This is a genomic window from Streptomyces sp. NPDC029674, assembly GCF_044903205.1.
Lineage (GTDB): Bacteria > Actinomycetota > Actinomycetes > Streptomycetales > Streptomycetaceae > Streptomyces.
This window is the reverse complement of record NZ_JBJDPY010000002.1, coordinates 433,332-455,477: the sequence shown is the minus strand read 5'-3', so window position 1 is coordinate 455,477 and position 22,146 is coordinate 433,332. Positions and strand designations below refer to the sequence as shown.

Sequence of the window (22,146 nt, the reverse complement as noted above, 5' to 3'; positions counted from 1 at the left end):
CCGGTCACGACACGGGCCCACCTCGCCCGGCGCGCCTTCACAGGTCCTCCCCCGCCCGGAGCACCCGCGCCAGATCCACCCGTCCAAGGAGGCGCGCGGCCACCGTCACCACCGCGCAGATCACCGCCGCGGTCACCCCGGCCGTCGCCGTCACCCGCACCCACGGCACGGAGGCGACCAGCTCTGGGAAGACCGGCTCCCCCTCCGCGTCGACCGTCACCACCGGCATGATCAGCGAGGCGAGGGCGGCCCCGAGCACCGTGCCGAGCGCCGCCGCCACCCCGGCCAGCGCCAGCTGCTCCGTCCACAGGTACGCCGCCAGCTGCCCCCTGCGCGTCCCGAGCGCCCGCAGCAGCCCGAACTCCCGTTCCCTGGCCCGTGCGGAGACCACGGTGTGCAGGGCGAACGCGATGACGGCGAAGGCCGGGGCGAGCACCAGACACAGCACGAACGCCCCGCGCGCCCCGCGCCGCAGCGGGTCGGCGGCCAGCTCCTTTCGGACGTGCGGCACGTCGACCGCGTGCCCCAGCCGGGGAGCCGCCCGCACCGCCGCCGCGGCCGCCGACGCGTCCGTGCCCCGGCCCCCCACCCACCAAGCGCTCTCCGCCCCCGGCAACGCCCCGCTCAGCACCCATTGGGCGGCCATCGCACGGGAGTCGGCGAGCAGCCGCGGCCGGTCGCGCGGCATCCCCGGCACCGCCGCGAGCCGGCCGACGATCTCGACCCGCGCGCTCCCGCCCGAGCTGCCCCGCACCGTCACGGTGTCCCCGACCCGGACTGCCCCGGAGGCCAGCAGCGCGTCGTCGGCGAGCGCGGGCGCGGCCGGGCGTCCCTTGGCGCGGTCCGCGCCGAGCCGCACGCCCCACGTGGGGTGCTTCAGCCGTCCGTCGGGGCCGCGCAGCACCGCGTCGATGAGCTTTCCGGTGCCGGGCCGGTCGGCGCAGAGGACGGGTCCCGGCGCCTCTCCGGAAGGCGGCCGCCCCCGCTCGCGCCCCCGCTCCTCCGCACGCTCCCGCGCGGCCCCCGGGCACCCCGCCGCAAGCCGGTCGGGCGGGTCCATCCGCAGATCGCGCCAGCGCGCCTCACGGGACAGCCCCGGCACCTGATCGATGGTCAGGCGGTACGTCCGCCGCACCCGCTCACCGGCCATGCTCAGATCGATCTGCACGACGCGCACGTCGCCGCGCGCCCCCACCTTCAGGGGCACGGTCCTGGCGCGGCCCTCCTCGATCACCGCGGAGCTCGCGTGCACCAGCCCGTCACCGTCTTCGAAGAAGACGGTGAGTCGCACGGGTACGACGGTGCCGCCCCCGCTCGCGGACATCCGCACGCGCAGCGGCAGTTCCCCCTTCGCCGCCTCCGGTCCCCGTCCGGCCCGCCGCACCGGCAGACCGTGTTCGGGGACCCCCTCGCCCAGCGGTGCGACCAGCTCCCGCAGGGGCCGGTCCGCGAGGTCGCCGCGCAGCGAAGGCACCGGCCCACGCCCGGTGTTCACGGCGGTGACGGCCACCGCGTCCTGACCGACGTACCCCTCGGAAGTGACCACGGGCGTGACGGACTCGGCCCCCTGCAGCGCCTCGTACGCGGCGCGCCGCTCGCCCGCCGGCACCCCGTCGCCCGGCTCGACGCGCAGCTCCGCCCCCACCTGGAAGGCGGCCTGGTCCCGGTCGCCCCGGTCCAGGACGGCCAGGGCGGTACTGCTGAGCGCGGCGACCGCCAGGGCGAGCGTCACCACCAGGGCGGGTCCGGCGTGCAGGGTGGCGCGCCGGCCGAGCTGCCAGCCGCCGAGCGGCAGCACGAGGCCGCGGCCGCGCCGGGCGAGCGGGTCGACGACGCGGGCGAACAGCGGCAGGAACCGCAGCACCAGCAGTGCGGCGGCCACGGTCATCGCGACGGGCGCGAGCACGAGGACGGGGTCGACGCCGCCGACGCCGCTGCCGCCGGTCACCGGCGAGCGGTACTGCCGCAGCTGCAGCCAGCCGAGCACGGCGACCGCGGCGAGCGCCAGGTCGGCCCCGAGCCGCTGCGCCCCCGCGAACCGCGCGAGTCGCAGCCGGAGCCTGGCCACCGCACGCCGGTCCCGCACCACCTGCACGGTCGGCACGAGCACCGCCAGGCCGTGCACGGCCAGCGCACCCGCGGCGGCCGCCCACCCCAGGCCGGTCGCCGCCGACGCGGGCACCTCGCCCTCGACGAGCCCGGCCCCTTCGAGTACGCGGAGCAGCGGCCCCGCGAGGAACGGCGCGGCCAGCCCGGCGGGCACGGCGACGCAGGCCCACTGCCCGGCCGTCGACAGGGCGATCCGGCGGGTGCCCGCCCCGCGCGCGGCCAGCAATGCCAGCTCGGGGCGCCGGTGTTCGGCGAGCCGGCGCGCGGTGAGCACGAGGGCGGCCACGGCGAGCGCGGCGAGGAGCGTCGCGGGGACGTAGAGCCCGGCGCGGGCCACGGCGATCGGCGTGGTGAGCCGGTCGAGCGCCCTGCGCAGCCCGCCCGACAGGGTGAGATCGTCCCCGCCCGCCTCTCGCGACACGGAGCGCGAGGCGTCGCTGCCCGCGAACCGCTCGGCCCGCTCCTGGAGCGGCCCGATGGCGCCGAGCCGCAGCCCGCGCGTCTCGGGCACCCCGAGCCACAGCGCCGCGGCGTCCCCGGCGAGCCCGCCGCGCCCGGCGAAGGCCCGGCGCGGCACGACCGCGATCGAGTCGGGCGTCCCGAACGTACTGCTCAGGGAGGCCCACACGGCGGGCGCCCGCTTCCCGGCGGCGTACAGCCCGACGACCCGCAGCGGCACCGGCCGTTCGTCCGCGCCCCGCACCGTGATCCTGTCGCCGGGCCGCACGGCGAGCTCCGCGGCGGCGGTCTCGGTCAGGGCGGCCTCGACCGGCCCGGCACCGGGGCGCGGCCACCGCCCGGCCGTCGGCGCGGCGTGCCGCTCCGCGCCTTGCAGGGCGACGACGGAGAGGGTGGCGTCCTCGCGCGGGCGGCCCGCCGCCTCGGTGACGGCGAGTTCGTCGTTGCGGGCCGCGGGTGCCCGCAGCGCGGACCAGGTGCGGTGGGGTACGTCGCCGTACGTGCGGTCGAGCGCGGCACGTACGTCCCGGTCCAACCGCTCCGCGCCGTCCGCCCGGTGGGGCCCGGCGACCTCGACGACGGCATCACGGTCCGCGCCGAGCCTGCGCTGCACCCCGCCCTCGACGGCCTTCTCGGACAGCGCCGCGAGAGCGGCCAGCACGGTGGCGGCGAGCAGCACGGCGAGTCCCGCCGCGCCCAGCACAAGTCCGTGGTGCCGGCTTCCCCGCACCGCCGCGGGCAGGCGTCGTCCGCTCACCGCACCGGTCTCCCCCCGAGTGACCGGCACAGTATGGGCTCACACGAAAGTGGCCCGCAATGGTCCGGACGAACCGGAACCACCGCGGGCCACCAGGCAGTTGATCACCTGTCAGCGCATCACGCCTGTCATCACATCGCGCGGGTCAGCGCACCTCGGTGATCTCGGGGCCGCGCTGCAGCTGCCCCATGCCTCCGGAGAAGCGCGAGCCCTCCTGCTGCTCCTGCTGGACGCTGCCCTCGGCGACCATCTGCGCGTCGTCCGGCAGCTTCAGGACGATCGGGTCGCGCGGCGCCATCGGGCCGTCGCCGCGCACGACGACGGTGTCCCGGAAGATCTGCTCCAGGAGGCCGGCGGCCTGCGGCTGCACCGCGCCCTGCCCGGAGATCACACCGCGCAGGAACCAGCGCGGGCCGTCGACGCCGATGAAGCGCACGACCTGCACGCCGCCCGTGCCGTCCGGCAGCTGCACCGGCACCTGGGCGCGCAGCTCCCAGCCGAGGGGGCCCTCGACCTCGTCGATGACACCGCCCTGCTGGGTGATGCCGGAGGCGATCTCCTCGCGGACCTCGCCCCAGATGCCCTCCTTCTTGGGGGCGGCGAAGCCCTGCAGCTGGATGGCGCTGTCCTGGAGGACCACGGTGGCCGCGACGATCGCGTCGCCCGCGACCTCCACCCGCAGCTCCATGCCCTCGACACCGGGCACGAAGAGCCCACCGAGGTCCACGCGGCCCTCGCCGGGCTCACGGACCTCGGAGAGGTCCCAGGGACCGTCGGGACGGGGCTCCGGCTCGAGCCTCACCCGCGACCGCGCGACGCCGGCGTCAGCGGAGTCCGCGGACTCGTCGCCGTGCACGCCGTCGACGACCTGCTCGTCCGCGCCCGCCGCGTCCTCGGCGGCACTGTCCTTCTTGCGACGTCCGAACACGTCACTGTCCTTCCCGGTCGGATACGACCGATGCGTATCGATTCCCACCCGTTTGTTCACCCGGGCTCACGCCCGGGCCGCTGCCCACGGCGGCATGACCGCCGGTGGACCCGAAGCCCCCCTCGGCCCGCGCCGATACGGGAAGCTCCGCCACCTCCTGGAAGCGAACCTTCTCGACCTGCTGGACGACCAGTTGGGCAATCCGGTCGAAGCGCTCGAACCGCACGCTCTCGCGCGGGTCGAGATTCACCACGATCACCTTGATCTCCCCACGGTACCCGGCATCCACCGTCCCCGGGGCATTCACCAGAGCGACACCGCAGCGGGCGGCGAGCCCGGAGCGGGGGTGTACGAAGGCCGCGTACCCCTCCGGGAGCGCGATCGACACTCCGGTCGGCAGAACGGCCCGCTCACCGGGAGCGAGTTCGTGGGATTCCGTCGTCCGCAGATCGGCGCCCGCGTCCCCGGGCTGCGCGTACGCGGGCAGCGGCACATCGGGATCGACACGCCTGATCAGTACGTTCAGCTCATTGGAAGGCATCTCGTTGGAGGGCGTCTCGTCGGAGGGCATCACGGGTTCACCTCGAAAGCGCGGGCACGCCGGACCTGGTCCGGGTTGTTCATGGCGGCCCGGATCTCCTCCGGGCGGCCGTTGTCGATGAAGTGCTCGACCTTCACCTCGATGAAGAGAGCGTCGGCGCGGACCGCGACGGGCCCGTCGGGGCCGCCGATCCGCCCGGTGGCGGTCGAGTAGATCTTCCGTCCGGCGACGGCGGTGACCTCGGCCTCCAGATACAGCACGGTGCCCAGCGGCACGGGCCGCACGAAATCGGTCTCGAGCCGTCCGGTCACGGCGATCACCCGCAGCAGCCAGTTCAGCGAGCCCAGCGTCTCGTCGAGCGCGGTGGCGAGCACGCCGCCGTGGGCGAGGCCCGGCGCGCCCTGGTGCGCCTCACGCACGGTGAACTCGGCAGTGATGGCGACGCCCTCGCCGGCCCGCGCCGCGAGGTGCAGTCCGTGCGCCTGCCCTTCGCCACAGCCGAAACAGTGCTCGTAATGGGCACCGATGAGCTCACCGGGGGCGGGCGCGTCGGGGTGGCGGACGGGCGCTATCGCGTCGGCCGGGGGCGTCAGAGCTGCAGATGTACCACTCACAGGCGCAGACCTTACCTCCGCGTCAGCGCGGCAACCGCACCGTGCCAAGCTTGGTTCCATGCAGCCTTACGAAGAACGCCTGACCGCGCCCCGTTCGTGGTGGTTCGCCTCGATCCTGGTGGGCGTCGCGATGGCCCTGATCCTGCTGCCGTTCGGCACCCTGCCGCTCCTCGGCGGCCTGGTCGGCGGCACGGCCGTGGCGGCCGTCGTCACCAGTGCGTACGGCGGTGTGCGGATCCGCGTGGTGGCGGGCTCGCTGGTCGCGGGCGACGCGAAGATCCCGGTGTCGGCCCTGGGCGAGGCGGAGGTACTGACCGGCGAGGAGACCCGCGCCTGGCGCAGCTACAAGGCCGACCCGCGCGCGTACATGCTGCTGCGCGCCTACATCCCCACGGCGCTGCGCATCCCGATCACGGACCCGGCCGACCCGACCCCGTACGCGTACGTCTCGACGAGGCACCCCGAGGAACTGTCGAAGGCACTGGACGCGGTACGCCACAGCAAGGCTTAGTCGGGGGAGCGCCCCGTTCAGGGGCGCGGGGAACTGCGCGACAAGCCCTGTACGGCCCGCAGCCCCCGTCCGGGCTCAGCTCCCGAGCTCTTTCGGGAAACCGCCGTCCACCCGCAGGGGATCGTCCGGCCGCTCCAAAGGCGGCAGCTCAGGCAACGCGTCCCACGGCACCTGGCTCCTGCGGAGATCCGCACGGACCTTCGCGGCCAGCTTCTTCGTGTCCCGGCGGTTCATGACCGCCCCCACCGCGGCGCCCACCATGAAGGGCATGAGGTTCGGCAGGTTCCGGACCATCCGCTTCATGATCTGCTGCCGCAGCTCCCGCTTCATCTGGCCGCCCAGCGCGGAGTTGAAGGTCGCCGGCTTCGTGACGTCGACGCCGCGCTCCTCCGACCAGGCGTTCAGATACGCGGTGCTGCGCTGCTTCAGATTGCCGTCGGGCCGACGTCCGTAGACCTCGTGCAGCTCGGCGATCAGCTTCAGTTCGATGGCGGCGACGCCGGTGATCTCCGCCGCGAGTTCGGCGGGCATCGCGGGCGGTACCGGCATCATCGCGGCGGCGCCCACTCCCGCGCCCACGGTGGACGTGGCGTTGGCGGCGCCCGCGACGAGCTTGTCCGCGAGCTGCTCGGGGCCGAGGCCCGGGAACTGCTTGCGGAGGGTCGCGAGATCGCGGACCGGGATCCGCGGGGCGTTCTCGATGAGCCGGTCGGCGAGATATCCGATGCCGGCCCTGGCGCTGCGCCCGCCCTTGCGCACGCCTTCCTTCACTCCGTGCGTGACGGCGGCAACGCGGCCCGTCCTGGACCCGCCCCCCGCTTTCCGAGTGGCCCTGGGAGCCTCGTCGGCCGCCGTCGCGTCCTCCACCGCCTCCAGGGCGTTCGCCGGTTCGAGCGAGGCTTCTCCGGTGGTGGAAGAGCCTCGCCCGTCGTCACGTACACCGGCGTCCTGGACGCCGGCCTCGTCCGCTCCGCCCTTGCGGAAGCGGCGCTTCCAGGACGGGGTCGAGCCAGTCACGGCCGACCCCGCCTCAGTCGCAGTCGCGGCAGATCGGCTGGCCGTTCTTCTCCCTGGCCAGCTGGCTGCGGTGGTGGACCAGGAAGCAGCTCATGCAGGTGAACTCGTCCTGCTGCTTCGGGAGCACGCGCACGGCGAGCTCCTCGTTGGAAAGGTCCGCGCCGGGGAGTTCAAGGCCTTCCGCGGCCTCGAACTCGTCGACGTCTACGGCCGACGTCGACTTGTCGTTCCGACGTGCCTTGAGTTCCTCGATGCTGTCCTCGTTGACGTCATCGTCGGTCTTACGTGGGGTGTCGTAGTCCGTTGCCATGTCGCTCTCCCCCTCTGGGTGTCTGCGGTGTCTCCAGCGCACGTAACGCGTGAGAGGCCGGACTTGTGCCCGACCCGAGGCGGAGATTTTGCCTCACATCAAGGTCTGTTACTCAATCGACACCCAACCGCACCCCCGAAGAGGTGCTCGGGTTGGATGGCGATCGGACCGTACACGGTCCGAATGTCGCACTCCACGGGCGCCACCCCGTGTACTTCCCGTGATCAGGACCCCCGAAAACCCGCATTTTCCCGGCTTTCCGACGACTTTCACGATCACAGAGAGTAGATGGCCGAAAAATCGCCCCTGTGATCGATCGCACACTTCTTCCCCGGGGTGGACCCCCGAAAATTCCGCGCAAAGCGAACACAGCGACGCCTCCGCGCCGGCTTCTCAGAGAGGCAAGGTGACTCGCATCACGAGCCCACCCCCCTCACGCGGCTCCGCGATGATACGGCCCCCGTGGGCCCGCGCCACCGACCGGGCGATCGACAGGCCGAGTCCCACGCCCTTGTCGCTGCCCGTCCGCTCGGTCCGCAGCCTGCGGAACGGCTCGAAGAGGTTGTCGATCTCGTACGCGGGCACCACCGGGCCCGTGTTCGACACCACCAGGACCGCCTGCCCGTGCTGGGCCTCCGTGGTGACCTCGACCCAGCCCTCGTCCGGCACGTTGTACCTGACGGCGTTCTGGACGAGGTTCAGGGCGATCCGCTCCAGGAGGACGCCGTTGCCCTGCACGACGGCCGGGCCGCGCTCGCCGCGGATCTCCACTCCCTTGGCCTCGGCCTCGGCGCGCACCTGGTCGACGGCGCGGTCGGCGACCTCGGCGAGGTCGACCGGTTTGCGCTCCACGATCTGGTTGTCGCTGCGGGCGAGCAGCAGCAGGCCCTCCACGAGCTGCTCGCTGCGCTCGTTGGTGGCGAGCAGCGTCTTGCCCAGCTGGTGGAGCTCGGGGGGCGCCCCGGGGTCGGAGAGGTGCACCTCGAGGAGCGTGCGGTTGATCGCCAGGGGCGTGCGCAGCTCGTGCGAGGCGTTGCCGACGAACCGCTGCTGGGCGGTGAAGGCGCGCTCCAGGCGGTCCAGCATCTCGTCGAAGGTGTCCGAGAGCTCCTTCAGCTCGTCGTCCGGGCCGTCCAGCTCGATGCGGCGGCTCAGGTCGGTGCCGGCCACCCTGCGCGCGGTGCGGGTGATCCTGCCGAGCGGCGAGAGCACGCGGCCCGCCATCGCGTACCCGAAGGCGAAGGCGATCACGGCGAGGCCGAGCAGGGCGAGCAGGGAACGGCTGAGCAGGTTGTCGAGGGCGTTCTGGCGCATGCGGTTGACGCATTCGTTCAGCGCGGCGTTGAGCTGCACCTCCGTCGGGCGCTCCGGGAGTCCCTGGAAGTTGGTGCAGGTGCTGCTGCTGACCGACGAGTTGCCGGTGACCTTGAACGGCAGGTCACTGCCCACGTTCAGCGCCTGGGCGGCGAGCAGGTAGATGATCGACAGGAGCAGGATGCCCGCGATCAGGAACATGCCGCCGTACAGCAGCGTGAGCCGTATGCGGATGGTCGGGCGCAGCCACGGGAACGGCGGCTCGGCCTTCCTCGGGTCCCACGTCGGCTTCGGGGGCGCGGCTGGTGGCGCCGGGGTCGCGGCCACCGCCGGTCAGATCCGGTAGCCGGAGCCCGGCACCGTCACGATGACGGCGGGCTCACCGAGCTTGCGGCGCAGGGTCATGACGGTGACCCGGACGACGTTCGTGAACGGGTCCGTGTTCTCGTCCCAGGCCTTCTCCAGGAGCTGCTCCGCGGAGACGACCGCGCCCTCGCTGCGCAGCAGCACTTCGAGGACGGCGAACTCCTTGGGCGCCAGCTGGATCTCCCTGCCCTCGCGGAAGACCTCGCGGCGGTTGGGGTCGAGCTTGATCCCGGCGCGCTCCAGGACGGGCGGCAGCGGCACGCTGGTGCGCCGCCCGAGGGCACGCACGCGTGCCGTGAGCTCGCTGAACGCGAAGGGCTTGGGGAGGTAGTCGTCGGCGCCGATCTCCAGGCCCTCGACGCGGTCGCTGACGTCGCCCGACGCGGTGAGCATCAGGACGCGGGTCGGCATGCCGAGCTCGACGATCTTGCGGCAGACGTCGTCGCCGTGGACGAGCGGGAGATCCCGGTCGAGCACCACCACGTCGTAGTCGTTGACACCGATGCGCTCCAGGGCGGCCGCTCCGTCGTACACGACGTCGACGGCCATGGCCTCCCGGCGCAGTCCGGTGGCCACCGCATCGGCGAGCAGCTGCTCGTCCTCGACGACGAGTACGCGCACGTGGCTGTCCTTCCTCTGTGCCCCTGCGGGCAGGTCTGTCTCGGGTAGGCCTCCATCCTGCCCCTTTCGGCCATAAACCGGCTGTAAGGCGGCTTGGCCCGGGGTACGGGGCCCGGGAATGCGGGATTTTCTCCGCCGGTTGAGGTTTCTGCGGAACGGAGCCAGGGGAGGACGGCCTTACACCCGCGATCACGCTTTGTATGTGGCGCGCCACGAACCGCTTTCCAGGGCGGCTCGAGACGTGATCGCCCCACTCTTTGAGGGCACACCCCCGTGCCATCGACCCACGACCCAGCCGAGGGGGCGCAACCATGGACGCATTCACCGCAGGTCTCCTGCAGCGCATAGAGGCCACGGAGTCCGACCTCACGAAGGCCCGTGAGACGGGAGACGACTTCCTTGCCGAGGTCGAGCTGGCGGAGCTGGAAGATCTCCACCGCCTGGCCGCCGAGCACGGCGTCGAGGTGGGCGCACTCCACGCCTGACCGACACCTCAGGACATGAGCGGAAGGGCCCCGGCACCTGCGGATCAGGTGCCGGGGCCCTTCCGTGCGCGCGGGGCTCGCCCCGTGTCAGTCGTGCCAGGCGCCGAGCTCTTCCAGGCGGCCCTGGAGCGTCTCGAAGAGGGTCGGCGGGGCAGCGACGGTCAGCTCGCCCGACAGGGCCTCTCCGGGGCGGCCACCGGTCAGGGCGCCCGCTTCCCGCGCCACGAGGTCGCCCGCCGCGAAGTCCCAGGGGTTGAGCCCCCGCTCGTAGTACGCGTCGAGGCGGCCCACCGCGACGTCGCACAGGTCGATCGCGGCCGACCCGCCGCGCCGGATGTCCCGCACCTCGGGGATCAAGTGGCGGGCCACTTCGGCCTGCTGGGCTCGGCGCTCGGCGACGTATCCGAAGCCGGTGCCGATCAGTGCCTGCCCGAGCGGCGGCGCGGGGCGCACGCGCGCGGGCAGGTCGTTGATGTGGGCGCCCTCTCCGAGGACCGCGCGGTACGTCTCCCCGCGCATCGGGGCGTGCACGACGCCGACGAGCGTCTCGCCGTCCTTGCGGGCGGCGATGGACACGGACCATTCGGGGCGTCCGTACAGGTAGTTCACGGTGCCGTCGATCGGGTCGATCACCCACTGCACACCGCTGGTGCCTTCGGAGCTCGCGCCCTCCTCGCCGAGCACGCCGTCGGCCGGCCTGTGCTCGGCGAGGAAGTCGGTGATCAGCTTCTCGGAGGCGATGTCCATCTCGGTGACGACATCGACGGCGCTGGACTTGGTGGCGGCGACACCCAGGTCGTCGGGGCGGCCCTCACGCAGGAAGGTCCCGGCGCGGTGCGCGGCCTCCAGGGCGACGGCGAGAAGTTCTGCCTTGAGGTCGGTCGTGTCGGTCATGTCGGTCACTGCGGTCACCTCGGGGACTCTTACGCGTACGGGCTGTCGGCACCCGCGGCGGCGGGCTTCGGGGCGCGGGCGGGGCAGCAGCCCACCGGACACAGGTCGTGGCTCGCACCGAGGGACCCCAGGGCGCACGGCGTGACGGGGGTGCCGCTCTCGGCGGCGGCCCGCTCCAGGACGAGCTCCCGGATGCCCGCGGCGAACCGCGGGTCGGCGCCGACGGTCGCCGAGCGGCGCACCGGCAGGCCCAGCTCCGCCGCCTTGGCCTCCGCCTCGGTGTCGAGGTCGTACAGGACCTCCATGTGGTCCGAGACGAAGCCGATGGGGACCATGACCACGGCGGGCGCCCCCGCCGCGTGCCGCTCCTCCAGGTGGTCGCAGATGTCGGGCTCCAGCCACGGGATGTGCGGGGCGCCGCTGCGCGACTGGTAGACGAGCTGCCAGGGGTGCTCGACACCGGTCTCCTCGCGGACGGCGTCCACGATGAGCCGCGCCACGTCCAGGTGCTCCCTCACGTACGCACCGCCGTCGCCGTGCTCCTCCACGGGGCCCGAGGTGTCCGCCGCGGAGTTCGGGATCGAGTGCGTGGTGAACGCGAGGTGAGCGCCCTCCCGCACGTCGTCGGGGAGGTCGGCGAGGGACTTCAGGACGCCGTCGATCATCGGACGTACGAAACCGGGGTGGTTGAAGTAGTGCCGGAGCTTGTCGACCTTCGGCAGGTCCAGGCCCTCGGACTCCAGGACGGCGAGGGAGTCCGCGAGGTTCTCGCGGTACTGGCGGCACCCCGAGTACGAGGCGTACGCGCTCGTGGCGAGAACCAGGATGCGGCGGCGGCCGTCGGTGACCATCTCGCGCAGGGTGTCGGTCAGGTAGGGCGCCCAGTTGCGGTTGCCCCAGTAGACCGGCAGGTCCAGGCCGTGCTCCGCGAAGTCCTTGCGCAGGGCGTCGAGCAGGGCGCGGTTCTGGTCGTTGATGGGGCTGACCCCGCCGAACAGGAAGTAGTGCTGCCCTACCTCCTTGAGCCGCTCCTTGGGGATGCCGCGACCACGCGTCACGTTCTCCAGGAACGGGACGACGTCGTCCGGGCCTTCGGGGCCGCCGAAGGAGAGCAGCAGCAGGGCGTCGTACGGAGTGGGATCCAGCGCATCGGGCATGTCTCCGATCCTGCCACCCGCCACTGACATGCGGAGAACGGCCTCCGCCGACCGGAAAAACACGGTGCGGCGGGACCCTCCGGAGCCGTAAGCTGTATTGGCCATCTTCACGCCTTACCGGAGCCCCTCTCCCGCGAGCCCTCCTTCGCGGGACGAGCCGCTCCGGCCCCTCAGCGGAGTCCCACGTGCCCAGCCCCTACCGCGCCATCTTCGCCGCCCCCGGCACCAAGGCCTTCTCCAGCGCCGGGTTCCTCGGCCGCATGCCGCTGTCGATGATGGGCATCGGCATCGTGACCATGGTGTCCCAGCTCACCGGGCGGTACGGCCTCGCGGGCGCCCTGTCGGCGACCGTCGCGCTGTCCGCCGCGGCGATCGGGCCGCAGATCTCCCGCCTGGTGGACCGGCACGGGCAGCGGCGCGTGCTGCGGCCCGCGACGCTGGTGTCGCTGGCCGCCGTCGCCGGGCTGTTGCTCTGCGCGAAGTTCGAGGCGCCCGACTGGACGCTGTTCGTCTTCGCCGCCCTGGTCGGCTGCGTGCCGAGCGTGGGCTCGATGATCCGGGCGCGCTGGGCCGTCCTGTACCGCGGCACCCCGCAGCTCCACACCGCGTACTCGTTCGAGTCTGTGGTGGACGAGGTGTGCTTCATCTTCGGACCGATCATCTCGATCGGCCTGTCCACGGTGTGGTTCCCCGAGGCGGGACCGCTGCTCGCCGGCGCCTTCCTCGCCGTGGGCGTCTTCTGGCTGACCGCCCAGCGGGCCACCGAACCGGTGCCGCACCCGCGCGAACACCACACCAAGGACTCGGCGCTGCGCTCCGGGGGCCTACAGGTGCTCGTCCTCACCTTCGTCGCGACCGGCGCGATCTTCGGGTCGATCGACGTGGTCACCGTGGCGTACGCGGAGGACCAGGGCCACAAGTCGGCGGCGAGCCTGGTCCTTGCGGTGTACGCGCTCGGCTCCTGTCTGGCGGGCGCGGCCTTCGGCCTGCTGCACTTCAAGGGGGCGCCCGCCCCCCGGTGGCTGCTGGGTGTCTGCGCGATGGGCGTGAGTATGATCCCGCTTCAACTGGTCGGGAACCTTCCGTTGCTGGCCGTGGCGTTGTTCGTAGCGGGCCTCTCCATCGCACCGACAATGATCACGACGATGGCCCTCGTCGAGCAGCACGTACCACGCGCGAAACTGACCGAGGGCATGACCTGGGTGAGCACCGGACTCGCGGTCGGCGTCGCGCTCGGCTCCTCCGCGGCCGGCTGGGTCATCGACGCCGCGGGGTCGGAGGCGGGGTACGGGGTACCGGGGGTCTCCGGAGCCGTCGCGGTCGCGGTCGGGTTCCTTGGGTATCGCCGGCTGAAGAGGCCGGTGCCGCAACGGGGAGGGACCCATGAGTACGGGCACGGGCAGCGGGCGGAACACAGCGACGTGGCGTAACTGGGCGGGCAACGTCACCGCACGGCCGGCCCGGGAGGTCACTCCCGCCTCGGTCGGCGAACTGGCGGCCGCGCTGCGCCGGGCCAAGGACGACGGCCTCAGGGTGAAGCCCGTCGGCTCCGGCCACTCCTTCACGGCGACCGCCTCGACCGACGGCGTCCTCATACGTCCCGACCTGCTCGCCGGCATCCGCGGCATCGACCGCGCGGCGGGCACGGTCACCGTCGGGGCGGGCACTCCGCTGAAGCGCCTGAACGCGGCGCTGGCCCGCGAGGGCCTGTCGCTCACGAACATGGGCGACATCATGGAGCAGACCGTCTCCGGAGCCGTCAGCACCGGCACCCACGGCACGGGCCGCGACTCGGCCTCGATCGCCGCCCAGATCACGGCGCTCGAACTGGTCACTGCGGACGGCACGGTCCTGACCTGCTCGGCCGACGAGAACCCCGACGTCTTCGCCGCCGCCCGCGTCGGCCTCGGCGCGCTCGGCGTGATCACCGCGGTCACCTTCGCCGTGGAGCCGATCTTCTTCCTCACGGCCCGCGAGGAGCCGATGGCCTTCGACAAGGTCACCAGCGACTTCGACGCGCTCGTCACCGAGAACGAGCACTTCGAGTTCTACTGGTTCCCGCACACCGGCAACTGCAACACCAAGCGCAACAACCGCAGCCCCGGCCCCGCGGAGCCGCCCGGCCGGATCAGCGCCTTCGTAGAGGACGAACTGCTCTCCAACGGCCTCTTCCAGGTGGTCAATTCCCTCGGCCGCGCCGTCCCGGCGGCCATACCCGGCATCGCCAAGATCTCCAGCAAGGCACTCTCCGCGCGTACGTACACGGACATCCCCTACAAGGTCTTCACCAGCCCGCGCCGCGTGCGGTTCATGGAGATGGAGTACGCCGTCCCGCGCGAGGCCCTCGTCCCGGCCCTGCGCGAGCTGCGGGCGATGGTGGAGCGCTCGCGGCTGCGGATCAGCTTCCCCGTGGAGGTCCGCACGGCGCCCGCGGACGACATGGCGCTCTCCACGGCGTCGGGCCGGGAGAGCGCCTACATCGCCATCCACATGTACCGGGGCACGCCCTACCAGGCGTACTTCACGGCCGCCGAGCGGATCTTCACCGCGCACGAGGGGCGGCCGCACTGGGGCAAGGTGCACACGCGCGACGCGGAGTACTTCGCCAAGGCCTACCCCCGCTTCGGCGAGTTCACGGCCCTGCGCGACCGCCTCGACCCCGACCGCCTGTTCGGCAACGACTACCTGCGGCGGGTCCTCGGCGCCTGACCCCCTTCTACGGAGTGGTCTCTACGGAGCAGGGGTTCCGCCCTGCTGGGGGTCACCGTCCGTACCCGTGCCCGTGCCGCTCGACGGCGTGGGCGTCGGGGTCGGCGTGGGCGTCGGATCCGTCTTGGAACCGTCGTCTCCGGAGTCGTTGCCCTGGTCCTTGTCGGGGTCCGTACCGGTGCCGTTGTCCTGGTCGTGCTTCGAACCGGAGTCGTTGCCGTTGCCCGTTCCGTTGCTCTGACCAGTGCCCGGGGTCTCGCCGCCGGTCCCGTTCGGGTCCTGCGTGGCGTCGCCGTCACCCTTCTGGGAACCGTCGTCCGGCTCCGTGGTGCCGTTGCCCGAGGGCTGTCCGGAGGGTTCCACGGAGGGCGTGGACGGCTTCTCCGGAGAGGAGTTGCGACCCGAGAAGCCATTGCCGATCGTGGTGCCCTTGCCGCCGCTCAAGTCCTTCCCGGAGACCACTTCGTACGTCGTGATCCCCGCCATGGCGACTCCGAAGACGACGGCCGCGGCGATCAACGGCCGCTTCCAGCTGCGGATCCGCGCGCGGTGCGTGGTGCCCTCGGTGAACTCGTCGGACGGGAGCGGCGGTTCGAGGGCGGTCGTCGGCGCCGGGTCCTGGCCCGTGGTGCGCAGTACGCGCGTGGCGTCGTCCCGGGGCACCAGCTGCGTGGCGTCCAGCTCCGCGGGGTCCACCGATCCGAGGAGCTGCGTCCTGTCGGCGTCGGCGTCGAGCCCGGCCGCCACGGAGGGCAGCACCGTCGTGGGGTCCGCGTCTCCCGCCGTCGGCAGCACCGTTGTCGCGTCGGCGTCGGCGTCCGTGCCGGTCGGCTGTGGCCTCCCCCACGTCGTGGTCACGGGACCCGTCCCGCCAATGGCGCCCGTGTAGGCGGAGGTTCTGAACGTCTCGGGCACCTGCCGCGCGGCCGGCACCGGAACCTGCCGCGCCTTCGGCTTGGCCTGCACCGTGACGTCACGTATCTGCTCGCCCGTGCGCTTGAAGAAATGCTGGAAGACGGTGCCGCCACAGGTCGCGATCGCGCTGACGACGCCGGCGCCGAGGATCGTCCCGTAGACACCGAGGTTCGAGGCGAGCTTCGCCGCCACGACCGCGGCGATGGCGCTGCCCGCCACCTGCGGCACACTCAGATCGAGGCGCCGCTTCTCCTCCGGCTCCTCCTGGCCCTTCGACTCCTTGCCGGAATCCGGCTTTTCACGCATCTCCGACCCTTGCCTGCTTTCTCGCTCTTCTCAACCTTTTCTCGGCCGACTGCACGAGACAGGGACGTATGGGCGAAGCGATTAGTTCCGTTTCTGGCTTTTCCGTGAAGTGCGCCACGCGTACGCGGGCGCGACGGAGCGGGGCGGCCGCCAACTCCCTTCCGCCACGAGAACTTCGGCGGCGCGGCGGTCCACCCGCGTGGCCCGAATGGAGTACTGTTGCGAGCCCTGGGTCCGGTCTCCCGCCAGGGTGCCCGGGGCCTTCCAGAACCGCCGGGTGGGGGGCTGGCCGCACAGGGTGGCGAAAGTCGTCACTTAGCGTTGCAAAATGGTAACCGTGCCATAACGGCGATCCAGGGCCCCTGCCCGACACGCCGGGCAACTCGGCAAGGTTGTGGCAGGCTGCACCCGGGCAGGCCACACTCGACTAGCGGAAGCAGCGACGCACGTGACGTCGGCAGGCACCACCCGGGAGGTCCCCATGCCCGAACTGCGTGTCGTGGCCGTCAGCAACGACGGCACACGGCTGGTGCTGAAGGCTGCGGACAGCACGGAGTACACGCTTCCGATCGACGAGCGGCTGCGTGCGGCCGTCCGCGGCGACAGGCCCCGACTCGGCCAGATCGAGATCGAGGTGGAGAGCCACCTCCGACCGCGCGACATCCAGGCGCGGATACGTGCGGGCGCCAGCGCCGAAGAAGTGGCCCAGCTCGCGGGCATCCCCGTCGACCGCGTCCGCCGCTTCGAAGGACCCGTGCTCGCCGAGCGCGCCTTCATGGCGGAGCGCGCGCGGAAGACCCCCGTGCGCCGCCCCGGTGAGAACACCGGCCCCCAGCTCGGCGAGGCCGTGCAGGAGCGGCTGATGCTGCGGGGCGTCGACAAGGACACCGTGCAGTGGGACTCCTGGCGCCGCGACGACGGCACCTGGGAAGTCCTGCTCGTCTACCGCGTCGCGGCCGAACCGCACTCCGCGTGCTGGACGTACGACCCGCCCCGGCGGCTCGTCCAGGCCGTGGACGACGAGGCGCGCTCGCTGATCGGCGAGACCGACGACATCTCCGCGCCCGAGCCCAGCTTCCCGTTCGTGCCGCGCATCGCGCGGCTCCCCCGGGACCGCCCCGCGGACCGGCCGCTCGACCGCGCCCTGGACCGTCAGCTGGACCGCCCGAGCATCCCCGCTCCCCCCGCCGACCCGCCGGAGGAGAGCACCGGGGCGGGCGGCGCGGTCGCCGAGCAGGAGCGCGACTCGCTGACCAGCCTCCTGGAGGCGGTGCCCAGCTTCCGCGGCGACATGGTCGTGCCCGAGCGTCCCTCGGCCGCGAGCACCGCGGAGCTGCCGCCGCCCGCGCAGGAAGAGCCCGAGCAGGAGCCGGACGCGGAGGAGCCCCCGGCGGCGTCCGCCGGTGCCGGCGCGGCCTACGCGGACGTGCTCATGCCGCGCTCGGTGGCGAGCCACCGCGACCGCCTCGTCGGTTCCACGGACCGGCAGGCCGAGGCCGATGGGGTCAGGCCGGGCCGCCGCGCGGCGGTGCCCAGCTGGGACGAGATCGTCTTCGGCACCCGCCGCAAGAAGCAGGAGTAACCGGGCAACGGTCGGCCGGACGGGCCCCGCACCTCATGGGTGCGGGGCCCGTCCGCGTCCTACTGAGGGTCCGGGCCCGTCGCCACGGGACGCGAGGAGTCGGCCGACCACTCCGACCACGAGCCGACGTACAGCGCGGCCGGAATCCCCGCCACCGCGAGGGCGAGCACCTCGTGCGCGCCCGAGACGCCCGAGCCGCAGTAGACGCCGACCTCCGTAGTGGCCGACGTGCCCAGCGCCTTGAAGCGGTCCGCCAACTCGTCGGCCGGCTTGAAACGGCCGTCCGCCGCGACGTTCTCCGTGGTCGGCGCCGAGACCGCGCCCGGGATGTGGCCGGCCACGCTGTCGATCGGCTCGACCTCGCCGCGGTACCGCTCGGCCGCGCGGGCGTCCAGGAGGAGGCCCGAGCGCGCCAGGGCCGCCGCGGAGTCCGCGTCCAGCAGGTCCCTGCTGTTCGGCGCCGGTTCGAAGGTGCCCTCGGCCGGGACCGTGCCCGCGCCCTGCTCCAGCGGGCCCGTCCAGAAACCGATGCCGCCGTCGAGGACCCGGACGGACGCGTGGCCCGTCCAGCGCAGCATCCACCACAGGCGTGCCGCCGCCCAGTTCTGGCCACCGTCGTACACAACGACGTCCCGGTCCTGCGAGACCCCGGCCGCCCGCATCACGGCACCGAAGCGGTCCACGTCGGGCAGTGGGTGGCGGCCACCGGCACCGGCGGGACCGGCCAGGTCAGCGTCCAGATCGATGAAGACAGCCGACGGAATGTGCCCTTCCTCGTATGCGGAGCGCTGGGAGCCCTCGTGCTGCCAGCGGACGTCGAGCACGACCGGCGGGTTCTCGCCCGCCAGGTCGCTCGCGAGCCGGGATGCGGAGATGATGGCGTTCATGGCCCCATCCTTGCGCACGGGGTGGTCGTGTCGCCAAGGTCGGGCTACCCTGCCCGCCGGACGGCGCCGGCCACGCGGCGTACGGAACCGGGCACGCCCTGTACGGCCACTGCTCACCGTCGCATGATCACGTGTTCACGGATGAGAAGCGGGAAATCGGGCATCTACCGCGAGAAGCCGGACAGTGCGGCGCCGTCGGGGCGCGCGGGGCGGCAGGCGGTGCGAGCATCTGCACGGGCACGAGTCCGCGCGACATCGCACGCGTATTCGACAATAAAGCTGAGCGGTCGCACGAAGACCGAGGAGAGGGTGACGATGACCGAGGCGCGGGCGAATGGGGTCTCCCCTGAACAGAGCTCGTCGGAGCCCTTCGGGAAGGTGCGGCGGGACGGTGCGTGGACCGGCCTGCGGGACAAGCCAGGGACGCCCTGCTGGGTGAGCCTGATGACGCACGACCTGCCCGCCACCCAGGAGTTCTACGGGTCACTCTTCGGGTGGGAGTTCCGGCCCGGTCCGCAGCAGCTCGGTCCGTACGTGCGGGCCCTGCTCGACGACCAGGAAGTGGCGGGCATCGGCCAACTGCCCGCGGGGCGCCGGCTGCCCATCGCGTGGACGCCCTATCTGGCGACGGACGACGCGGACGCGACGGCGGAGGCGGTGCGGGCCTGCGGCGGCACGGTCGGCGTCGGTCCGCTCGACGCGGGCGAGGCCGGGCGGCTGATCATCGCGTCGGACCCGATGGGTGCCGTGTTCGGCGTCTGGCAGGCGGCGGCCCACCTGGGCACCGCGGTGATCGGCAGACCCGGCACACCGACCTGGAACGAGCTCGTGACGCTGGAGACGGCGAGCGTCGTCAAGTTCTACCAGACCGTGTTCGGCTGCACCGTGGAGGCCGTCGTCTCGGCCGACTTCGACTACGTGACGCTGTGCGTGGACGACCGGCCGGTGGCGGGCGTGCACGGGGTGGGGCAGGCGCTCCCGCGTGACCGGGGCCCGCACTGGATGACGCACTTCGAAGTGGCCGACGTGGACGAGGCGGTGGAGCGGGTCCTCGACCTCGGCGGTCAGGTCGTCAGGCCCGCCTGGGCCGGCAGCTACGGCCGGATGGCGACGGTCGCCGACCTGGAGGGCGCGGCCTTCACTCTCGTACGCTCACACACGGACGGCTGAGGCAGGCGCCGCGGCTGCCTCGTCGACCGGCAGCACGTCCGGCGACAGGGCGCCCGCGCGTGCGGTGGCCGCCGTCGTCCTGCGCCGGTGGTGGCGGCGGCACAGCACTTCGTAGCCCACCTCGTCCGCCGACTGGTTGACGTCGCCGACGACGACCTGGGCACCCTCGACGACCATCTCGCCGCCTATGGTGCGGGCGTTGTGCGTGGCGCGGGCCCCGCACCAGCAGAGCGCCTCGACCTGGAGGACCTCGACGCGGTCGGCGAGCTCGACCAGGCGCTGCGAGCCCGGGAAGAGCTTGGAGCGGAAGTCCGTGGTGATGCCGAACGCGAAGACGTCCAGGCCGAGGTCGTCGACGACCCTCGCGAGCTGGTCGATCTGGTCCGGGGCCAGGAACTGCGCCTCGTCCGCGATCACATAGTCCGCGCGGCCGCCCTGCGAGAGGTGGTCGACGAGGTGGGCGTAGAAGTCGAAGTCGTCCGCGGCCTCGGTCGCGTCGGTGACGAGGCCGAGGCGGGAGGAGAGCTTGCCCTCGCCCGCGCGGTCGTCCCGCGTGAAGATCATGCCCTGGAGTCCGCGGGCGGAGCGGTTGTGCTCGATCTGCAGAGCCAGCGTGCTCTTTCCGCAGTCCATCGTTCCGGAGAAGAACACCAGCTCGGGCATGGGGGGTCTAAGACCTTTCGAGGCTTGGGGAGCGGTTGGCGGGCGGGGCCGGTCAGGAGCGTACTTCGAGGAGCGGGACGAGCTGCTCGACGGGGGTCATGGAGCCGTGCATGCCGACCAGCGCGGACTCCTTGGGCTCACGCTCCGAGGCGATGATCGCCACGTCCGCGTGGGCCGCCGCGACGACATCGCCGATGCGCCCGTACACACGTTGATCAATGTGTGGACCGAACCAGCCGGCCTCGATCGCCTCGTCACGTCCGGCCACCCAGAACTGTTCGCCGAGGACCTCGCGCCAGACCGTCAGGACGTCGTTCTCGGCGCCCGGCACCGCGTAGACGTGGCGGGCGCGCCCCTCGCCGCCGAGGAGGGCGACGCCGGCGCGCAGCTCCCAGTCCTCGTCGAAGTCGATGCGGGACGCGTCGTCGAAGGGGATGTCGAGCATGCCGTGGTCCGCGGTGACGTACAGGGCGCTGCGCGGCGGCAGCTGCTCGGCGAGGCGCTGGACGAGCCGGTCGACGTACATGAGCTGGCCGCGCCAGGCGTCGGAGTCGACGCCGAAGCGGTGCCCCTTGCCGTCCACTTCCGAGTAGTACGTGTAGACCAAGGAGCGGTCGCCCGCGGCGAGTTGCTCCGCGGCGAGGTCCATGCGGTCCTCTCCGGAGGCCCTGCCCCGGAAGGAGCCGCCGCTCAGGGCGACCTTGGTGAGCGGCGTGTGCTCGAAGGTCGGCGAGGAGACCTGCGCGGTGTGCACGCCGGCGTCGTGGGCCCGCTGGAAGACGGTGGGGTGCGGCTGCCACGCGTGCGGGTCGGTCCACGGGTTCCAGCGGAGCTGGTTCATCAGCTGGCCGGTCGCCGGGTCGCGGACGGTGTAGCCGGGCAGGCCGTGCGCGCCGGGCGGCAGGCCCGTGCCGACCGAGGCGAGCGAGGTGGCGGTGGTGGCGGGGAAGCCGGCGGTGATGGGCTGCCCCGTGCCGCCGCGCGAGCTCTGCAGCAGCGAGGTCAGGAAGGGCGCCTCGGCCGGGTGCGCCTTGAGCTGCTGCCAGCCCAGGCCGTCGATCAGGAAGACGCAGTTCCGGTCGGCCGGGGCGAGTTCGGGGATGACGGGCGCGAAGCCGTCGACGCCCTGGTGGGCGACGAGCGTGGGCAGCAGGTCGGCCAGCGAGCCGGTGCCGTACGCGGGCACGGGTGCGGTGTCGAGGGCGAGCGGTTGTACGTCGTCCCAGGCGGGCAGCGACATCAGCGGGCGGTGTCCGCGGTCGCTTCGGACAGGGCCTGGGCGAAGGCGAGGGTCTGCCGGACGGCGTCGGGGCCGTCACCCGCCTCGCTGACGCGCAGGCTCAGGTCGTCGGCGGTCGAGCTGCCCGTGTACCCGTGGTCCGCCTCGCAGTTGGGGTCGCCGCAGGCCGCGGGCTCCAGGTCGAGGCGCGCGACGGCGCCCCAGCCGATGGTCAGGACGACCTCGCGGGGCGGGGTACCGGGAACGTACTTCTCGGGGTTGCCGACGACGCGGCTGACCACGACGGAGGAGATGCGGCCGATCTTGACCGACTCGGTGGAGGTCGTCGCGTACGGCGTCGGGGAGGTGCTGTCCGCCGCCTGCTCGTCGGTGTGGCTGACGATGAAGCGCGTGCCGGTCAGGACGAGGACGGTGACGTGCCGGCGCACCTCGTTGGCGTCGAACGTCGTCTCCTGGTGGACCAGGTAGGACCCGATGGCCTCGCCGCCGATCGCGGCCTCCACCGCCTCGGCCACGAGGGCCGGGTAGTAGCCGCTGCGCTCGATCGCCGCGCGCAGCCCCTGGGTCGTCGTACCGGTCTTTGCCATGCCG

21 protein-coding genes are annotated in these 22,146 nt (G+C 72.6%); 6 read left to right on the top strand and 15 right to left on the bottom strand.

Annotated features, from left to right (window positions below):
- Positions 1-37 precede the first annotated feature (37 nt).
- The 4 genes from ACI2L3_RS06005 to ACI2L3_RS05990 all read right to left on the bottom strand — a co-directional run bounded on the left by ACI2L3_RS06005 (position 38) and on the right by ACI2L3_RS05990 (position 5,408).
- Entirely contained in the window at positions 38-3,325 is a 3,288-nt protein-coding gene (locus ACI2L3_RS06005) for an FtsX-like permease family protein (RefSeq protein WP_404751078.1), read from the bottom strand.
- Positions 3,326-3,470: 145 nt separating this feature from the next.
- Complete coding sequence (locus ACI2L3_RS06000) at positions 3,471-4,253, bottom strand: DUF3710 domain-containing protein (RefSeq protein WP_404751077.1); 783 nt, start codon at positions 4,251-4,253, stop codon at positions 3,471-3,473.
- A 1-nt stretch (position 4,254) separates the two neighbouring features.
- Entirely contained in the window at positions 4,255-4,794 is a 540-nt protein-coding gene (gene dut, locus ACI2L3_RS05995) for a dUTP diphosphatase (RefSeq protein ID WP_404751336.1), read from the bottom strand.
- Positions 4,795-4,823: 29 nt separating this feature from the next.
- On the bottom strand, positions 4,824-5,408 hold the full coding sequence (locus ACI2L3_RS05990; protein WP_404751076.1) for a PaaI family thioesterase: 585 nt from the start codon (positions 5,406-5,408) through the stop codon (positions 4,824-4,826).
- A gap of 58 nt (positions 5,409-5,466) precedes the next feature.
- Between ACI2L3_RS05990 and ACI2L3_RS05985 the strand changes: the two genes are divergently transcribed.
- A complete protein-coding gene (locus ACI2L3_RS05985; RefSeq protein ID WP_404751075.1) occupies positions 5,467-5,919 on the top strand; it encodes a DUF3093 domain-containing protein in 453 nt (150 codons plus the stop codon).
- Positions 5,920-5,994: 75 nt separating this feature from the next.
- On the opposite strand, the gene ACI2L3_RS05980 is transcribed toward ACI2L3_RS05985, so the two are convergent.
- From ACI2L3_RS05980 to ACI2L3_RS05965, 4 genes are all read right to left on the bottom strand, one after another.
- Positions 5,995-6,936 (bottom strand): hypothetical protein, encoded by a 942-nt coding sequence (locus ACI2L3_RS05980; protein WP_404751074.1) that lies wholly within the window; start codon positions 6,934-6,936, stop codon positions 5,995-5,997.
- Positions 6,937-6,949: 13 nt separating this feature from the next.
- Entirely contained in the window at positions 6,950-7,246 is a 297-nt protein-coding gene (locus ACI2L3_RS05975) for a DUF4193 domain-containing protein (RefSeq protein ID WP_055544889.1), read from the bottom strand.
- A gap of 393 nt (positions 7,247-7,639) precedes the next feature.
- Entirely contained in the window at positions 7,640-8,887 is a 1,248-nt protein-coding gene (locus ACI2L3_RS05970; protein ID WP_404751073.1) for a sensor histidine kinase, read from the bottom strand.
- 6 nt (positions 8,888-8,893) lie between these two features.
- The gene (locus ACI2L3_RS05965) at positions 8,894-9,547 is read right to left on the bottom strand and encodes a response regulator transcription factor (protein ID WP_062780089.1); all 654 of its coding nucleotides are present in this window, start codon (positions 9,545-9,547) and stop codon (positions 8,894-8,896) included.
- A 311-nt stretch (positions 9,548-9,858) separates the two neighbouring features.
- Here ACI2L3_RS05965 and ACI2L3_RS05960 point away from each other — a divergent pair, with 311 nt between their 5' ends.
- The gene (locus ACI2L3_RS05960) at positions 9,859-10,032 is read left to right on the top strand and encodes a hypothetical protein (protein ID WP_361731879.1); all 174 of its coding nucleotides are present in this window, start codon (positions 9,859-9,861) and stop codon (positions 10,030-10,032) included.
- An 87-nt stretch (positions 10,033-10,119) separates the two neighbouring features.
- Here ACI2L3_RS05960 and ACI2L3_RS05955 read toward each other — a convergent pair whose 3' ends face one another.
- Positions 10,120-10,926 (bottom strand): inositol monophosphatase family protein, encoded by an 807-nt coding sequence (locus ACI2L3_RS05955; RefSeq protein ID WP_404751335.1) that lies wholly within the window; start codon positions 10,924-10,926, stop codon positions 10,120-10,122.
- Between the two features lie 29 nt (positions 10,927-10,955).
- On the bottom strand, positions 10,956-12,083 hold the full coding sequence (locus ACI2L3_RS05950) for a ferrochelatase (RefSeq protein ID WP_404751072.1): 1,128 nt from the start codon (positions 12,081-12,083) through the stop codon (positions 10,956-10,958).
- Positions 12,084-12,268: 185 nt separating this feature from the next.
- On the opposite strand from ACI2L3_RS05950, the gene ACI2L3_RS05945 reads away from it, so the two are divergent.
- Positions 12,269-13,513 (top strand): MFS transporter, encoded by a 1,245-nt coding sequence (locus ACI2L3_RS05945; RefSeq protein ID WP_404751071.1) that lies wholly within the window; start codon positions 12,269-12,271, stop codon positions 13,511-13,513.
- A complete protein-coding gene (locus ACI2L3_RS05940; RefSeq protein WP_404751070.1) occupies positions 13,467-14,792 on the top strand; it encodes a D-arabinono-1,4-lactone oxidase in 1,326 nt (441 codons plus the stop codon). The genes ACI2L3_RS05945 and ACI2L3_RS05940 overlap by 47 nt, the downstream gene beginning before the upstream one ends.
- Before the next feature lie 21 nt (positions 14,793-14,813).
- Here the strand turns inward: ACI2L3_RS05940 and ACI2L3_RS05935 are convergent, their stop codons facing one another.
- A complete protein-coding gene (locus ACI2L3_RS05935) occupies positions 14,814-16,013 on the bottom strand; it encodes a hypothetical protein (RefSeq protein ID WP_404751069.1) in 1,200 nt (399 codons plus the stop codon).
- 481 nt (positions 16,014-16,494) lie between these two features.
- Between ACI2L3_RS05935 and sepH the strand changes: the two genes are divergently transcribed.
- Positions 16,495-17,595, top strand: coding sequence for a septation protein SepH (gene sepH / locus ACI2L3_RS05930; RefSeq protein WP_404751068.1), 1,101 nt, complete (start codon positions 16,495-16,497; stop codon positions 17,593-17,595).
- A 59-nt stretch (positions 17,596-17,654) separates the two neighbouring features.
- Here sepH and ACI2L3_RS05925 read toward each other — a convergent pair whose 3' ends face one another.
- Positions 17,655-18,482 carry a sulfurtransferase gene (locus tag ACI2L3_RS05925; RefSeq protein ID WP_404751067.1) on the bottom strand — a complete coding sequence of 276 codons (828 nt, stop codon included), beginning with the start codon at positions 18,480-18,482 and terminating at the stop codon, positions 17,655-17,657.
- Positions 18,483-18,926: 444 nt separating this feature from the next.
- Between ACI2L3_RS05925 and ACI2L3_RS05920 the strand changes: the two genes are divergently transcribed.
- Entirely contained in the window at positions 18,927-19,652 is a 726-nt protein-coding gene (locus ACI2L3_RS05920; protein WP_404751334.1) for a VOC family protein, read from the top strand.
- On the opposite strand, the gene ACI2L3_RS05915 is transcribed toward ACI2L3_RS05920, so the two are convergent.
- Genes ACI2L3_RS05915 through ACI2L3_RS05905 form a run of 3 tightly spaced genes read right to left on the bottom strand, consistent with a single transcriptional unit; the run spans position 19,635 to position 22,142 of the window.
- Complete coding sequence (locus ACI2L3_RS05915; RefSeq protein WP_404751066.1) at positions 19,635-20,315, bottom strand: thymidine kinase; 681 nt, start codon at positions 20,313-20,315, stop codon at positions 19,635-19,637. The two genes, ACI2L3_RS05920 and ACI2L3_RS05915, sit on opposite strands and share 18 nt — an antisense overlap.
- 52 nt (positions 20,316-20,367) lie before the next feature.
- Complete coding sequence (locus ACI2L3_RS05910; RefSeq protein ID WP_404751065.1) at positions 20,368-21,555, bottom strand: alkaline phosphatase family protein; 1,188 nt, start codon at positions 21,553-21,555, stop codon at positions 20,368-20,370.
- Complete coding sequence (locus ACI2L3_RS05905) at positions 21,555-22,142, bottom strand: DUF5998 family protein (protein ID WP_362992738.1); 588 nt, start codon at positions 22,140-22,142, stop codon at positions 21,555-21,557. Before ACI2L3_RS05905 ends, ACI2L3_RS05910 begins: the two co-directional genes overlap by 1 nt.
- Positions 22,143-22,146 lie beyond the last annotated feature (4 nt).